Annotated in this window: 11 protein-coding genes and 1 tRNA gene; 3 read left to right on the forward strand and 9 right to left on the reverse strand. The window is 66.3% G+C overall.

From position 1 onward, the window contains the following. Window positions 1-155: 155 nt before the first annotated feature. The 7 genes from ABD05_RS16680 to fdnG all read right to left on the reverse strand — a co-directional run bounded on the left by ABD05_RS16680 (window position 156) and on the right by fdnG (window position 9,383). Window positions 156-251 (reverse strand) — tRNA-Sec (locus ABD05_RS16680). A 32-nt stretch (window positions 252-283) separates the two neighbouring features. Next, entirely contained in the window at window positions 284-2,209 is a 1,926-nt protein-coding gene (selB, locus tag ABD05_RS16685; RefSeq protein WP_047903600.1) for a selenocysteine-specific translation elongation factor, read from the reverse strand. Then, the gene (gene selA, locus ABD05_RS16690; protein WP_047901312.1) at window positions 2,206-3,645 is read right to left on the reverse strand and encodes an L-seryl-tRNA(Sec) selenium transferase; all 1,440 of its coding nucleotides are present in this window, start codon (window positions 3,643-3,645) and stop codon (window positions 2,206-2,208) included. The genes selB and selA overlap by 4 nt, the downstream gene beginning before the upstream one ends. A 75-nt stretch (window positions 3,646-3,720) precedes the next feature. Further along, window positions 3,721-4,656: a formate dehydrogenase accessory protein FdhE gene (gene fdhE, locus ABD05_RS16695; RefSeq protein WP_175804803.1), complete on the reverse strand. Its 936-nt coding sequence runs from the start codon at window positions 4,654-4,656 to the stop codon at window positions 3,721-3,723. Window positions 4,657-4,763: 107 nt separating this feature from the next. Next, window positions 4,764-5,390: a formate dehydrogenase subunit gamma gene (locus tag ABD05_RS16700; protein WP_039370262.1), complete on the reverse strand. Its 627-nt coding sequence runs from the start codon at window positions 5,388-5,390 to the stop codon at window positions 4,764-4,766. Next, window positions 5,387-6,301, reverse strand: coding sequence for a formate dehydrogenase subunit beta (fdxH, locus tag ABD05_RS16705; protein WP_047901314.1), 915 nt, complete (start codon window positions 6,299-6,301; stop codon window positions 5,387-5,389). The genes ABD05_RS16700 and fdxH overlap by 4 nt, the downstream gene beginning before the upstream one ends. Before the next feature lie 10 nt (window positions 6,302-6,311). Next, a complete protein-coding gene (gene fdnG / locus ABD05_RS16710) occupies window positions 6,312-9,383 on the reverse strand; it encodes a formate dehydrogenase-N subunit alpha (RefSeq protein WP_082146140.1) in 3,072 nt (1,023 codons plus the stop codon). Window positions 9,384-9,525: 142 nt separating this feature from the next. Between fdnG and ABD05_RS16720 the strand changes: the two genes are divergently transcribed. From ABD05_RS16720 to ABD05_RS16730, 3 genes are all read left to right on the forward strand, one after another. Next, a complete protein-coding gene (locus ABD05_RS16720) occupies window positions 9,526-10,446 on the forward strand; it encodes a YihY/virulence factor BrkB family protein (protein ID WP_047903601.1) in 921 nt (306 codons plus the stop codon). A gap of 435 nt (window positions 10,447-10,881) precedes the next feature. Then, window positions 10,882-12,054: a porin gene (locus tag ABD05_RS16725; RefSeq protein ID WP_047901317.1), complete on the forward strand. Its 1,173-nt coding sequence runs from the start codon at window positions 10,882-10,884 to the stop codon at window positions 12,052-12,054. Between the two features lie 385 nt (window positions 12,055-12,439). Next, complete coding sequence (locus ABD05_RS16730) at window positions 12,440-12,913, forward strand: VOC family protein (RefSeq protein ID WP_047901318.1); 474 nt, start codon at window positions 12,440-12,442, stop codon at window positions 12,911-12,913. A gap of 166 nt (window positions 12,914-13,079) precedes the next feature. On the opposite strand, the gene ABD05_RS16735 is transcribed toward ABD05_RS16730, so the two are convergent. Both ABD05_RS16735 and ABD05_RS16745 read right to left on the reverse strand, forming a co-directional pair. Further along, entirely contained in the window at window positions 13,080-13,871 is a 792-nt protein-coding gene (locus tag ABD05_RS16735; RefSeq protein ID WP_047901319.1) for an AadA family aminoglycoside 3''-O-nucleotidyltransferase, read from the reverse strand. Between the two features lie 373 nt (window positions 13,872-14,244). Further along, a complete protein-coding gene (locus ABD05_RS16745) occupies window positions 14,245-14,694 on the reverse strand; it encodes an HU family DNA-binding protein (RefSeq protein ID WP_047901321.1) in 450 nt (149 codons plus the stop codon). Window positions 14,695-14,835 lie beyond the last annotated feature (141 nt).

Raw genomic sequence — 14,835 nt, forward strand, 5'->3', positions numbered from 1 at the left:
GTCTACCCCCAGTAGTTCCACTATAGCCCGGAAAAAAATCGCAAACGTTCAGTGCTTTTCCCGATCAAGTTTGCCCGGTCACGGCCGCTGTGCAGCGTCGGCCCGCAGCGCAAGTGCGCGCCATCCGAAGCACGCCAATTCGCAAGAAAACGGGATGGCGGAAGGCAGCCGGAGTCGAACCGACCCGGGAGTGTCTGACACCCCCAACCGGGTTTGAAGCCCGGCCGTACCACCGGATACGAATGCCTTCCGTGGAGAAAAGAACCAAAAGAACAACGAGCGCCTACGCCTGAGTACCCACCCAACCGCTGTCAGGCCGCAGGAAGTGAAGATCGCGGTGGAAGCGAGTATACCCAACCCGATCGAAGAACTCGAGAATCTGGATCGCGCGCTTGCGGCCGAGCCCCGTCGCGTCGCGAAACGTCGCGGCATCGAGCCCGCCGCCGCGCGAAGGCGCGAGATGCGCAACCAGTTCCGCCAGCTCGCGGACGACATCCGCGTGATAGAACAGGTCGCGCACGACCTGGTGCACGTTACCGCGCCGCGCGAGCTTGCGCAGCAGCGTGCGCACCGCGTCCTCGGCCGCGCCCGTGTCGCGGGCCAGGTCGCGCACCCACGGCGGATCGAAGCGGCCCGCATGAATCAGCGGCAGCAGTTGCTGCGCCAGCGCTTCCTCACGCGAATCGAGGCTCACCGAATGCGACGGCAGATGCAGCCACGGCCCGCTTCGCGCGACTTCGCCGCCGGACACCAGCGCATCGACGAGCGCACGCCACAACGCATCGCCGGCAAGCGGCGCAGCCATCCGCCGCAGGCGCGCGGCGTCGAGCCCCTGCTCGTCGGGCATGCGCTCGTGATACGCATGCAGCGTATCGATCGCGCGCGTCTGCAGCGCGCGCCAGTGCGCATACGAAATCACCGCGCCGTCGTTCGACGCGGCATCGCGCTGGCCGATCGCCAGCGCTTCGTCAGGCAACGCGAGCGCATCGGGCGCGAAACCGGTGAGATGCGTGAGCATCGTGCGCGGAATGCCGAGCGGCGCCTGCGCGAGCAGCGCCTCGAGGCGCCGGTCGTCGAGCCACGCGGCGAGCGCATCGAGCCACGCACGGCGCGCGGGCGTGCGGCGCTTGCGCGCCGGCCCGAACGGATCGAGCACGCGACCGCCGCCGACAGTACGCGTCGCCTGCGGATTGCGGACGATGAACCGGTCGCCCGGCAGCGCAAACACCGGTTCGTCGAATACCAGTTGCACGCGCATCCGCTGGCCGGCCGCGAGCGTATCGCCGTCGAGCAGCGCGACATGCGCGACGCGATGCAGCGTGCCGAGATGCACGTGCAGCGGCGCCCAGTGCGTCAGCGTCAACCCGGCGTCCGCGAGCAGCGTCAACTCGACGTCCACGCGCGGCGACGTCGCGGCGAGCCGCGCATCGGCGACGGTATCGCCGCGCTCGACGTCGGCCTTGTCGACGCCGGCCAGGTTCAGTGCGCAACGCTCGCCCGCGCGGCCGGCCTCGACCGGCCGGTTCTGCGCATGGATGCTGCGCACACGCGCCGCGCCGCCCGTGCGCACGATCGCGAGCGTGTCGCCCGTCGCGACGCGGCCCGCGAACGCGGTGCCGGTCACGACGGTCCCCTGCCCTGCAAGCGTAAACACGCGATCGACCGCGAGCCGGAACAGGCCGTCGTCGCGGCGCGCGCGCCACGCGATCGCCGCGTCGGCCAGGTGACGCTTCAACGCGGCGACACCCGCATCATCCACAGCCGTAGCACGGGTTTCGAAGATCGGCGCGCCGGCCAGCGTCGAGTCGTGCAGCCATGCGGCGATCTCGTCGCGCACCTGGTCGACGCGCACGGCGTCGACACGATCGCACTTCGTCAGCGCGACCGCGCCATGCGTGACGCCGAGCAGTTGCAGGATCGCGAGATGCTCGCGCGTCTGCGGCATCACGCCGTCGTCGGCGGCGATCACGAGCAGCGCGAAGTCGATCCCGCACGCGCCGGCCGCCATCGTGTGAATCAGCTTCTCGTGGCCCGGCACGTCGATCAGGCCGAGCACGTCGCCGTTCTCGAGCGGCGTGTACGCGTAGCCGAGCTCGATCGAGATGCCGCGCGCCTTCTCTTCCTTCAGCCGGTCGGTATCGACGCCCGTCAGCGCCCGCGCAAGCGTCGTCTTGCCGTGATCGATGTGCCCCGCGGTACCGACGATCATGCAGCGGGCCCCGCGGACGGCACGCATTGCGCGACGAATGCCGCTTCGTCGGCGGCTTCGAGGCAGCGCAAGTCGAGCCTCAATGCGTTGTCGGCGATGCGGCCGATCACCGGGCGTGGCCATTCGCGCAGCCGTTTCTCGAGCTGCGCAAGCGCGCGGCCGCCGCGTTTGCCATCGGGCGTGCGCACGACGAGCCCGGCGCTCGGCAACTGGTCGACCGGCAGCGCGCCGCTGCCGATCTGGCTGAACATCGGTTCGACCGTCACGTCGAAACCGCTGCCGAGCGCAGCTTGCAGCACCGGGCGCACGCGCTCGGCGGCCTCGGCGATCTCGCGCTGCGGACGCGTCAGCAGGCGCAGCGTCGTGAGCCGGTCGCGCAGGAATTCGGGTGCCTGGTAGAGACGCAGCACGGGCTCGAGTGCCGCGAGCGTCAGCTTGCCGACGCGCAGCGCGCGCTTGAGCGGATGTTTCTTGATCTTCGCGATCAGTGCGCGATCGCCGACGATCAGGCCGGCCTGCGGCCCGCCGAGCAGTTTGTCGCCGCTGAAGGTGACAACGTTTGCGCCGGCGGCGACGGTTTCCTGCACGGTCGTCTCGTGCGGCAGCCCCCATAACGACAGGTCGGCGAGCGTACCGCTGCCGAGATCGACGGCGACCGGCAGCCCGTGCTCGCGCGCGAGCGGCGCGAGTTCGGCGAGCGTCGCCTCCTTCGTGAAGCCGCTGATCGCGTAGTTGCTGCAGTGCACCTTCATCAGCAGCGCGGTGCGCGGGCCGATTGCGTCCGCGTAGTCGCGCAGATGGGTACGGTTGGTCGTGCCGACCTCACGCAACCTGGCGCCGGCGCGACTCATGATGTCGGGAATGCGGAATGCGCCGCCGATCTCGACCAGTTCGCCGCGCGACACGACGACTTCGCGCTTCGACGCGAGCGCCGACAGCGTCAGCAGCACGGCCGCCGCATTGTTGTTGACGACGGTCGCCGCTTCCGCGCCCGTCAGTTCGCACAGCAGATCGTCGATCAGGTCGTCGCGATCGCCGCGGCGGCCCGTGGCAAGATCGAATTCGAGGTTGACGGGCTGCGTCAGCACGTCGACCACCGCGCGCACCGCGTCGTCGGGCAACAGCGCGCGCCCGAGGTTCGTATGCAGCACGGTGCCGGTCAGGTTGAACACCGCGCGTACGGCGCCCGCGCTCTGCGCAGTCAGCGTGCGCGCGACGGCCGCGGCGATGCGCGGCTCGTCGAGCGGCTCGGCCGCCGCCGGATCGTGCTGCGCGGCGGTACGCCAGCGTTCGAGTTCGGCGCGCACGGCGTTCAGCACGCGCGTACGTCCATAGTCGGCAAGCAGCGGTTGCAGCGGTGCCGACGACAGCACGCGCTCGACCGACGGCACGCGCGCCAGCACCGCATTCAGTTCATTCACACCCGGTTCGGTCACGTAGTAGTGGCTCCAGTCTCATGCTTCGCAGTCGGCCGAAGCCGGCGCTCGCGCACCGTCCCCGGCCCCATGCCGTCAATCCGCTTCCCGCGAGACATCCGGCCACAGCAGCGGGTTCGGCGAACTGCGCTGGTACCCGGCCTCGTTCATCAGCAGGTCGAGTGTGAGACTCGCGAGATCGTCCGCCAGCGGCTCGAACTCGTAGTCCTTCTCCTGGTAGCCGATCTTGCGATAGGTCTTGCACTCGTCGCACGATTCGGCCTTGACGGCTTCGCTGCCGCCCTCGATCCCGTGGTACGCGATACCCTTCGTCGAATCGCAGTGCGAGCACTTCGTGCGCACCATGTGCCACTCGGTCGTGCACAGCCCGCATTGCAGGAAACGGTAGCCCTGGAACTGGCCGCCGACCCGCACGACGCTCGCGACCGGATGCGTGCCGCACACCGGGCACAGCCCCGGCTGGTCGAGATACGGGACGTCGGCCGGCGTCACGCGGCTGGCGAGATCGGTCCACACGACCTGCAGCGCGGCCATCAGGAACGGCGCGGTGGCCGGGTCGACCTCGGCGAAGCGCAGCGCGAGGATCGCGTCGGCCTGCGCGTCGAGTTCGGCCGGCGCCATCAGGCGCAGCCGGTCGAGCAGCTTCGCGAGCGACGGGTTGACGAGCCCGGCGCCTTCGACGCGGTCGAGCAGTTCGTGCAGCACGGCGCGCCAGCGCGGATCGCGCTCGCCGTCGAGCGCCGGCACGAGCGGCATCGAATGCTGCTGTGCGCGTGCGATCGCTTCCTGCGACGGCAGCGGCAGCTCCAGCGTCTGCAGCGTCGCGTGCTGCGCATCGGCGACGGTGGCCATCAGCCGCAGGTAGCCGCTGATCGGGTTCAGGTCGGCGAGCTTGCGCAGCCGCGCGGCGCGCGCCGAGAACGCGGTGGCGCGCTCCGGCAGGCGAAAGCGCGGAATGGCCGAATGATCGAGTGCCGAGATCTCGGTCGGTTCGAGAATGCGTTGTGTCACAGAGATATGTTCCAAATAAACAAGCGCCGACGGATCGGCGCTTCAGGCAGTTCCGACGGCTGACGGGGCGGCCCGCCGCGACCGGCGAACCGCCCCGCTCCGGTGCGTTATTTCACGCTTTCACGGAACCACTTCGGGTGATGCTTGCGAGCCCAGCCCAGCGTGACGGTGCCACGCACCATCGCGCCGATCGAGCCCTTCACCCACAACGCCGCGTAAATGTGCACGATGATGCTCGCGATCAGCACGAAGGCCGCCACGGCATGCACGACAGCGGCCGCGCGGATCACCCCGATCGGGAAGTAGAACGAGAAGTAGCGCCGCCAGATCACGACCCCCGACAGCAGGAGCAACAGCAGGCACGCCACCAACGTAAAGAATAGCAGCTTCTGCCCGGCGTTATAGCGACCGACGGGCGGCAGCTTGTCTTCCTGGTTGGTCAGCACGTCGCCGATCTGCTTCAGCCACTGCCGGTCGTCCGCGTCGAGCGCGTTGTGGTGCCAGAAGCGCACGACCAGGATCGCGAACGACACGAACATCACGAGGCCGACGAACGGATGCAGGATCCGCGTCCACTGGCCGCCACCGAACAGCGCAGTCAGCCAGAACATCGACGGATGAAACAGCGCGAGCCCGGACAGCGCGAGCAGCACGAACGTGATCGCGGTGATCCAGTGGTTCGTGCGCTCGTTCGCCGAGTAGCGGACGATCAGGTTGGGGTCGTCGTGCTTCATTTCGCGTCCTCCTTGATGCGTCGCGCCTCGTCGCGCGCAGCCGATTCCTCGTCGTCGCTCACCTCGTTCGGACCGACCCTGACGTAATGGAAGAACCCGGCAAGCGCCGTCAGCGCGATGCCGGCGACCGCGAGCGGCTTCGCGATGCCCTTCCACAGCTTCACCATCGGGCTGATCGACGGGTTGTCGGGCAGCCCGTGGTACAGCGACGGTTTATCGGCATGGTGCAGCACGTACATCACGTGCGTGCCGCCGACGCCCTGCGGGTCGTACAGCCCCGCATGCTCGAAGCCGCGCTCCTTGAGGTCCTCGATCCGCTCGGCCGCGTGCTGCTTCATGTCCTCCTTGGTGCCGAACACGATCGCGCCCGTCGGGCAGGTCTTCACGCAGGCCGGTTCCTGGCCGACCGCGACGCGGTCGGAACAGAGCGTGCACTTGTACGCGCGATGATCCTTCTTCGAGATCCGCGGAACGTTGAACGGGCAGCCGGTCACGCAATAGCCGCAACCGATGCAGTTCTCCTCGTGGAAATCGACGATCCCGTTGTTGTACTGCACGATCGCGCCCGGCGACGGGCACGCCTTCAGGCAGCCGGGATCCTCGCAGTGCATGCAGCCGTCCTTGCGGATCAGCCATTCGAGGTCGCCGGCCGGGTTCTCGTATTCGGAGAACCGCATCACCGTCCACGAGTGCTCCGACAGGTCGGCCGGGTTGTCGTACACGCCGACGTTGGTGCCGACTTCGTCACGCAGGTCGTTCCACTCCATGCACGCCGTCTGGCATGCCTTGCAGCCGATGCACTTCGATACGTCGATCAGCTTCGCGACGCTCCCGGTCACCGGTTCGCGCACCGTGGGCGGTGGCGTCGTGGTGGCCGAGACGCGCTTGATATCCAGCGATTGCAATGCCATCTCTTTCCCCTTACGCCTTTTCGACCTTCACCAGGAACGACTTGAATTCCGGTGTGTACGAGTTGCCGTCACCCACGGACGGAGTCAGGGTATTGGCGAGATAGCCGGGCTTCGTCAGACCCTTGAAGCCCCAGTGCAACGGGATGCCGACCGTCTGGACCTTCTTGCCGTCGACCGTCAGCGGCTTGATCCGCTTCGTGACGAGCGCGACCGCGATGATGTAGCCGCGCTTGGACGACACCTTCACGCGTTCGCCATGCGCAACGCCGACTTCCTTCGCGAGGTCTTCGCCGATCTCGACGAATTGCTCGGGCTGGATGATCGAGTTCAGCCGCGCATGCTTGGTCCAGTAGTGGAAGTGCTCGGTCAGGCGGTAAGTCGTCGCGGCGTGCGGGAACTCCGGCGCCTTGCCGAACGACGCGCGGTCGTCCGGGAACACGCGGGCGGCCGGGTTGTTCAGCGCCTGCGGGTTGTTCGGGTGCAGCGGGTTCGTGCCGATCGGCGTCTCGAATGGCTCGTAGTGCTCGGGGAACGGACCTTCGTTCATCCCCGCCCGCGCGAAGAAGCGCGCGACGCCTTCCGGGTTCATGATGAACGGCCCCATCCCGTTCTCGGGCGGTTCGTCCGCCTTGAAGTCCGGGATATCGGGGCCCGCCCACGCCTTGCCGTTCCAGCCGATCAGCTTGCGGGTCGGGTCGAACGGCTTGCCGCTCACGTCGCACGATGCACGGTTGTACAGAATCCGCCGGTTCGCCGGCCAGGCCCACGCCCAGTTCAGCGTCTGGCCGATGCCGGTCGGATCCGAGTTGTCGCGCCGCCCCATCTGGTTGCCGGCCTGCGTCCATGCGCCGCAGAAGATCCAGCAGCCGCTCGCGGTAGTACCGTCGTCCTTCAATTGCGCGAACGCGGCGAGCTGCTCGCCCTTCTTCACGAGCGTCTTGGTCGGGTCCTTCGGATCGGGCAGATCGGCGAGCGCCTTGCCGTTGAACTCCATCGCGAGCTCTTCGGGCGTCGGGCTTTCCGGGTTCGCGTACGGCCAGGTCAGGTTCACGATCGGGTCGGGATACTTGCCGCTGTCCGTCTGGTACATCTTGCGCATGCGCAGGAACAGCCCCGACATGATCTCGAGATCGCTCTTCGCGTCGCCCGGCGGCTCCGCGCCCTTCCAGTGCCATTGCAGCACGCGGCTCGAACTCACGAGCGAGCCGTTTTCCTCCGCAAAGCACGTGGTCGGCAGACGGAACACCTCGGTCTGGATCTTCGACGCATCGACGTCGTTGTAGTCGCCGTGATGCTTCCAGAACTCGGACGTCTCGGTCGCGAGCGGATCCATGATCACGAGCCACTTCAGCTTCGCGAGCCCCGCGGCCGTCTTCACCTTCGACGGCGCCGCCGCGAGCGGGTTGAAGCCCTGGCAGATGTAGCCGTTCATCTTGCCGGCATTCATCAGCTCGATCGCCTGTAGCAGGTCGTACTGCTTGTCCAGCTTCGGCAGGTAGTCGTAGCCCCAGTTGTTCTCGGCGGTGGCCGCATCGCCCCACCACGACTTCATGAAGCTGACGTGGAACGCCTTGTAGTTCTTCCAGTAGCTCAACTGGTTCGGCCGCAGCGGCAGCTGCGTGCGCTTCTTGATGTAGCCGTCGAAATCCTGCTCGGCCTGCATCGGCAGCGTCATGTAGCCCGGCAGCAGGTTCGACATCAACCCGAGGTCGGTCAGCCCCTGGATGTTCGAGTGGCCGCGCAGCGCGTTCATCCCGCCGCCGGCGATGCCGATATTGCCGAGCAGCAGCTGCACCATCGCGCCGGTGCGGATCATCTGCGCGCCGATCGAGTGGTGGGTCCAGCCGAGCGCGTACAGGATCGTGCCGGCGCGGCCGGGCACGGCCGTGGTCGCGAGCATCTCGCACACCTTCAGGAACTTCTCCTTCGGCGTGCCGCAGGTCTGCTGGACCATGTCCGGCGTATAGCGCGCGTAGTGCTGCTTCAGCAGGTTGTACACGCAGCGCGGATGCTGCAGCGTCGGGTCGACCTTCGCGAAACCGTCGTCGCCGCGCTCGTAGTCCCAGCTCGATTTGTCCGGGTACGCGTGCTTCTCCGCGTCATAGCCGGAGTAGATGCCGTCGTTGAACGCGAAATCCTCGCGCACGATGAACGCGAAGTCCGTGTAGTTCTTCACATACTCATGCTGGATCTTGTCGTTCGTCAGCAGATAGTTGATGACGCCGCCCAGGAAGACGATGTCGGTGCCGGTGCGAATCGGCGCATAGTAGTCGGCCACCGAGGCCGTACGCGTAAAGCGCGGGTCGACGACGATCAGCCGCGCCTTGCGGTGCGCCTTCGCCTCCGTTACCCACTTGAAACCGCACGGATGGGCCTCGGCTGCATTGCCGCCCATCACGAGAATCACGTCCGCGTTCTTGATGTCGACCCAATGGTTCGTCATCGCTCCACGGCCAAACGTCGGGGCAAGACCTGCCACCGTCGGGCCATGTCAGACACGCGCCTGATTGTCGAATACGAGCATCCCCAGACTGCGGACAGCCTTGTGCGTCAGGTAGCCGACCTCGTTGCTGCCCGCCGATGCGGCCAGCATGCCGGTCGTGAGCCAGCGGTTGACCTTCGCGCCGTCTTCCGCCGTCTCGACGAAGTTCGCGTCGCGGTCGGCCTTCATCAGCTTCGCGATGCGGTCGAGCGCGTCGTTCCACGAGATGGGTTCCCACTTGTCCGAGCCGGGCGCCCGGTATTCGGGGTGCGTCAGGCGGTTCGGGCTGTGGATGAAGTCGATCAGGCTCGCGCCCTTCGGGCACAGCGTGCCGCGATTGACGGGATGGTCGGGATCGCCCTCGATGTGGATGATGCTCGGCTTCGCATTCTTCGCGCCGTCTCCGAGGCTGTACATGAGGATGCCGCAACCCACTGAACAGTAAGGACAGGTGTTGCGCGTTTCGACTGTGCGCGCCAGCTTGTACTGTCGGACTTCGGCAAGCGCTTCGGATGGAGAAAAGCCCATCAGGGCAAGACTCGATCCGGCAAGCGACGTGGCCGTCACCTTCAGGAACTGGCGCCGGGACATTTGTAGCATGGTGGTCTCGGCGTTATTGTGGGGGTGAGGAAACTGAAAGGAATTATAGACAGTCCGCGCAACTATGTTCGAATCTTCGGATCAATGCTGAATTGTCCGATTACGAATGGTGACCGCCGCACGGCATCCCGACCGAACCCTCATGAAACGACAGATCACCACCGAGGCGACCCGCCTCGCCCAACGACAGGCCAACTGGGCCCTCACCGCATTCAAGCGCTTCTCGTCCGACCGCTGCTCCGCGATGGCCGCGGGCATCGCGTTTTTCTCCGCGTTCTCGCTCGCGCCGATGCTCGTGATGGTGATCGCGGTGGCCGGCTGGTTCTACGGCGACGACGCCGCGCGCGGCCAGGTGTTCGAACAGGCGCACCAGTTGATCGGCAACGACGCGGCGGCCAGCATCCAGACGATCGTGCAGAACGCGCACCGCGCGGGCGAGCGCGGCGGCCTCGCGACGCTGATCTCGTTCGCCGCGCTCGCGATCGGCGCGTCGGCCACGTTCGCGTCGCTCAGCACCGCGCTCAGCGTGATCTGGCCGGCTACCGAAAACCGCTGGTCGAGCATGCTCGGGCTCGTGCGCGTGCGGCTGATCTCGTTCGGGCTCGTGCTCGGCGTCGCGTTCCTGCTGATCGTGTCGCTCGTGCTCGACACCGCGATCACGTTCGTCGGCACCTGGCTGCTGGGCAATTCGCCGTATGTCGTCGTCACGAACCTCGTGCAGTTCTTCGTCGGCATCGCGGTGCTCGCGGCCGCATTCGCCGCGTTGATGAAGTTCCTGCCCGACGCACGCGTCGCGTGGCGCGACGCCGCGGTCGGCGGCATCGTGTCCGCGATCCTGTTCTCCGGCGGCAAGAAGCTGTTCGCGCTGTATCTCGCGCATGCGGGCACGGCCAGTGCGTTCGGCGCGGCCGGATCGTTCGCGGTCCTGTTGATGTGGCTGTACTTCTCCGCGATCGTGCTGCTGCTCGGCGCGGAATTCGCGGCGGCCCGCGGCAACGCGCATCGGCCCGCCGGCACCGCATCGGCCGTCCCCGCTCAAACCGATCGCTCGCGCGGCGACTGATTCACCTGCCTCCTCCGCAAAGCGGCTGCGCACTGCCATCGCGCGCGCCGCGAAGTTGCCTCTCCCACACCCGCCAGACTCCCGTCAACCACGCAGTCCGCCGCGCATTCGCGCGGCGTCGACGCGTTCTTGGCACATCGCCGCGCTCGAAGCTGCAACTGCAAACGTTTGCTCGCCCTCATTTCGCGGCTCCAGCCGGCCGAAACGGGGCGCATGCCGCGATGCGCACCAAACATTGAAACAATCGCACCGCAGCAACTGTCAACTATTTCAAAAATAGGAACGGTCGTTGATGTGCTTGATATATATAGACTTTTTGACGCTGTTACCTTTTCGAGACACTTTATTTTTTAAGCTTTCTTGCGTCTATGGCACTGAGCTATTCTCCAATCCGCAACAAATAACGATGAATCACTTGCGTGGAGAAACTCAACGATGAAGAAACTCGCTCTCTCGACCCTCTCGCTCGCCCTGCTGGGCGCCGCTGGCGCTGCCCAGGCTCAGTCGAGCGTGACGCTGTACGGCGTGATCGATACGTCGATCGCATTTGTCCATGGCAACAGCGGTCAGGCCATCAACTCGTGGCAAATGCTGTCGGGTAACCTGCAAGGTCCGCGCTGGGGCTTGAAGGGTACGGAAGATCTGGGTGGCGGCCTGAAGGCAATCTTCCAGTTGGAAAACGGTTTTGACGTCGGCACGGGCAAGCTCAACCAAGGTGGCCGCATGTTCGGCCGTCAGTCGTATGTCGGTTTGGACCACGCCCAGTACGGTACGCTGACGTTGGGTCGCCAGTACGACCCGACGGTCGACATGGTTCAGGCCGTGACGGGTGACAACTATTTCGGCAGCATCATGGCCACGCCGGGCGACGTCGACAACAACGACAACAGCATCCGCGTCAACAACGCGATCAAGTATGTGTCGCCGGTCTTCGCAGGCTTCCAGGTCGAAGGCATGTATGCGCTGGGCGGCGTTGCCGGCCATCCGGGCCAAGGCCAGACGTGGAGTGCAGCCGCAGCCTACAACAATGGCCCGATCGGTATCGCGGCAGGCTTCCTGCGCGTGCAGAACGGCAGCGATCGCACGATCGCCTCGAACGGCACGGGCGGCTGGACGAGCCCGACGGCTACCGGCCTCGACGTCTCGAACAACCCGATCGTCGGCGCATACGCAACGGCGAAGGCGATCAACATCGCGCAAGTTGCCGGCCAGTACGCAATCGGCCCGGTGACGTTCGGCCTCGGCTACAGCAACTCGCAGTACAAGGCGGACGGCCTGTCGGCATTCACGACCACCGAGAAGTTCAACACCGGCCGCGCATTCGTGAACTACCAGGCAACGCCGGCGCTGCTGCTGGGCCTCGGCTACGCATACACGAAGGCGAGCGGCGATACGGACGCGAAGTATCACCAGGTTTCGCTGGGCGCGGACTACTCGCTGTCGAAGCGCACGGACGTCTACCTGATCGGCGGCTACCAGCACGCCAGCGGCACGCAACGCGTCGACGGCGCAACGACGCAAACCGCACAGGCATCGATCGGCTCGTACGGCTACGGCGGCACGAAGTCGCAGGAACTGGTCGCTCTCGGCCTGCGCCACAAGTTCTAAAAACGATGTATCCGGCGTGCATGGCGTCTCCGACGCCTTGCCGTCGAACTGGAAAGCCAGCCCCGGTTTCGGCCGTGGCTGGCTTTTTTTTCGTCCGTCTCCCGCGCGCCCGCAGCGCCTGCACGGGCCGGCGAACGAAGCCGGTGCCGACGCACGTCGGCGGGCCGGCAGCGGCACTTGGCCGCTGCAAAGCATCGCAAACGCCAATTCCGGATCTCCGGGCAGGTCGCCGTCTTTCCTCCAGGCGACTACCATCCGCACTGTCGGCGCCGCTCACCCGGCGCGACGTCGATTCCCCCCGCGTGTCGATTTCGGCGGCCGTCGTCCGTCGTATCGATAGCGGCACGCGGTCTACGCCCCGATCAATACGGACAGGAGATTCGCCATGACGATTCAGAAGATCACGCCTTTTCTCTGGTACTCGACGGAAGCCGAAGAAGCAGCAGCCTTCTATGCAGGCATCTTTCCGGATTCGCACGTCGTGCGCGTCACGTCGGTGTCCGGCACCGACGGTACGCGAATGGTCGAGTTCGAACTGTTCGGGCAGCCGTTCATCGCGATGAGTCACCCGCGCACGGAGACGTTCAATCATGCGATCTCGCTGCTGGTCAGTTGCGCCGACCAGGCGGAACTCGACCGCTACTGGAGCGCCCTGCTCGACAACGGCGGCACGGCCGACGGCTGCGGCTGGCTCAGAGACCGCTACGGCGTGTCGTGGCAGATCGTTCCGGAAGCGCTCATCCCGATGATGGCCGATCGCGACGCGGCCAAGGCGGCACGCGTGGCCGCAGCGATGATGCAGATGACCAAGTTCGACGACGCCGCGCTGAAGGCTGCCTATGCGGGCACGGCGGGTTGACGAAGCGCGTCGCGCTGCGGATGCGTGACGGCACGCCGGTCAAGCGCGTCGCGAGTCGCCCGCGAGCGCCCGGATCGGCCGCTTGCGCGTGCGGCGGCTGCGAAAGCGCTCATGGTCCACGGTATGCCGGCCTGCAAACCGATCGTGTGCACCGTGGCATCCGCCGCTATGCCGACAGCATCGATTCGACGGCCCGCCGCGCGTAGCCGATGAACGCGGCGAGGGGTTCGCCCGACAGGATCGCCGCGCCCGCTTCGCCACCGAGATAGGCGGCGCGAGCCGCCGCCACAACCCGCCGGTACGCGTCCGGCAGGCGCTCCAGCACCCATGCCGCGGCGACGTCCTTGGGCGCGATCCTGCCGGTTTCCGCGCTGTACCAGATGCGCGCGAGCGCGAGTACCACGTTGCACTCGTCGCCGTGCCAGTCCGGTTCGGCGTTCCACTGTGCAACGGTAGCGAGAAGCGCGGCGACGAAGTCGCGCTCGGGCACCGGCTCGAACAACTCGTTCGCAGGCGCCCCGACCAGCACGACGCTGTGCTGCCGCGCCTTCGTCAACAGGATCGCCAGATCGTGATCGGCGTGCGCCGGTTCGACGATGCCGGCTTCGAGATCGCGGCGCAGCCACTCGCCGAACTGCAGTTCGCGTCGCGCCGGATGACGCCACGGCACCACGTCGCCGCGCACGACGACGGTGACCTCCAGCGGGCGCATGCCATCCGCACAACCGGGCGGCGACGACGCAGCGAGCAGGTCGAGCATCAGCGCGCGCCGCGTCGTTTCGCCGGGCCGCGCCGCCACCGTCACCAGCAGGTCGATGTCGCTGCGAGGTTTCAAGCCGCCGTCGAGCGACGAGCCGAACAGGTGGATTGCATCCAGCGTCGCACCGAGATGCCGCTCGATCGCTGCACGCGCGGCGGCAACCTGTCCGGCGATCTCGGGCGGGACGAATTCAGTCACGATGCGTGGGCCTCACGATGCGCACGCGACGGGCGCAATGTGCGCAGCAGGCGCAGCAGGCGCAGCGGAAGCGACGAGCGCGACGGGCGGCGACGGAACAACGGCCCGCGCGAATGAAGATTCGCCGTTCGGCATTGCGCATGCGCGGCACGCCATTCGCCATTCGCCATTCGCCATTCGCCACGCGTCGCGTGTCGCGTGTCGCGTGTCGCGTGTCGCGCGCCACGCATCGAACCGCACGTCGCCGCCGCTTCGCACTTTCGCTGCCGCACGATTTGCGCAGCGCAATAAAAATCCCCGCACGCTTTCGCGTACGGGGATCGCAGGACATTGCAACGGCTGCCGACATGCAGTCGGCAGCCGTTGCGCGGCATTACGCTGCCGCGTCCTTCAGCTTCTTCAGCGCACGTGCCTTCACGCGCACGCTGGCCGGCTTCGCCGGGAACCAACGCTCTTCGCCCGTGAACGGATCCTTGCCGAAGCGCTTCTTCTTCGCCGGCACGACTTGTGCCGTGATCTTCAGCAGACCCGGCAGCGTGAACTCGCCTGCGCCCTTCTTGTGGACCGAGCCCAGCACGACGTTCTCGAGTGCGGCGAGCACTGCCTTGACCGCCTTCACTTCCACGGCTGCGCGCTCAGCGATGTGCGTTGCGAGCGATGCCTTCGTGAACTTGTCCTTCAGCGGCGCCGGAGCAGCGGGCGCCTTCGCGACGGCGGCCTTCTTGGCCACTACTTTCTTCGCGGGCGCTACTTTCTTAGCAGCCACTTTCTTGGCCGGTGCGGCGGCAGCCTTCTTGGCCACCTTTTTTGCGGAAGTCGCCATGTTTCTCCTACCAGGTGTGGTCGTTCGTTGGATACACGAAGCGTGCAATGCGCGCGCTTCAACGCCGGATTCTACAAGCGCCTTGACGCTTCGTGCAGTACTTTTATGCGTTTTCGCGGGGTTTCCCGCAGGTTTTGTTGC

This window comes from Burkholderia pyrrocinia (assembly GCF_001028665.1).
GTDB classification, from domain to species: Bacteria; Pseudomonadota; Gammaproteobacteria; order Burkholderiales; family Burkholderiaceae; genus Burkholderia; species Burkholderia pyrrocinia.

Bases quoted from the DNA above. Each gene is read 5' to 3' on its own strand.
- selB (WP_047903600.1), bottom strand. From the start codon at position 2,209: ATGATCGTCGGTACCGCGGGGCACATCGATCACGGCAAGACGACGCTT.
- ABD05_RS16720 (WP_047903601.1), top strand. From the start codon at position 9,526: ATGAAACGACAGATCACCACCGAGGCGACCCGCCTCGCCCAACGACAG.
- ABD05_RS16745 (WP_047901321.1), bottom strand. From the start codon at position 14,694: ATGGCGACTTCCGCAAAAAAGGTGGCCAAGAAGGCTGCCGCCGCACCG.
- ABD05_RS16725 (WP_047901317.1), top strand. From the start codon at position 10,882: ATGAAGAAACTCGCTCTCTCGACCCTCTCGCTCGCCCTGCTGGGCGCC.
- fdxH (WP_047901314.1), bottom strand. From the start codon at position 6,301: ATGGCATTGCAATCGCTGGATATCAAGCGCGTCTCGGCCACCACGACG.
- ABD05_RS16700 (WP_039370262.1), bottom strand. From the start codon at position 5,390: ATGAAGCACGACGACCCCAACCTGATCGTCCGCTACTCGGCGAACGAG.
- ABD05_RS16730 (WP_047901318.1), top strand. From the start codon at position 12,440: ATGACGATTCAGAAGATCACGCCTTTTCTCTGGTACTCGACGGAAGCC.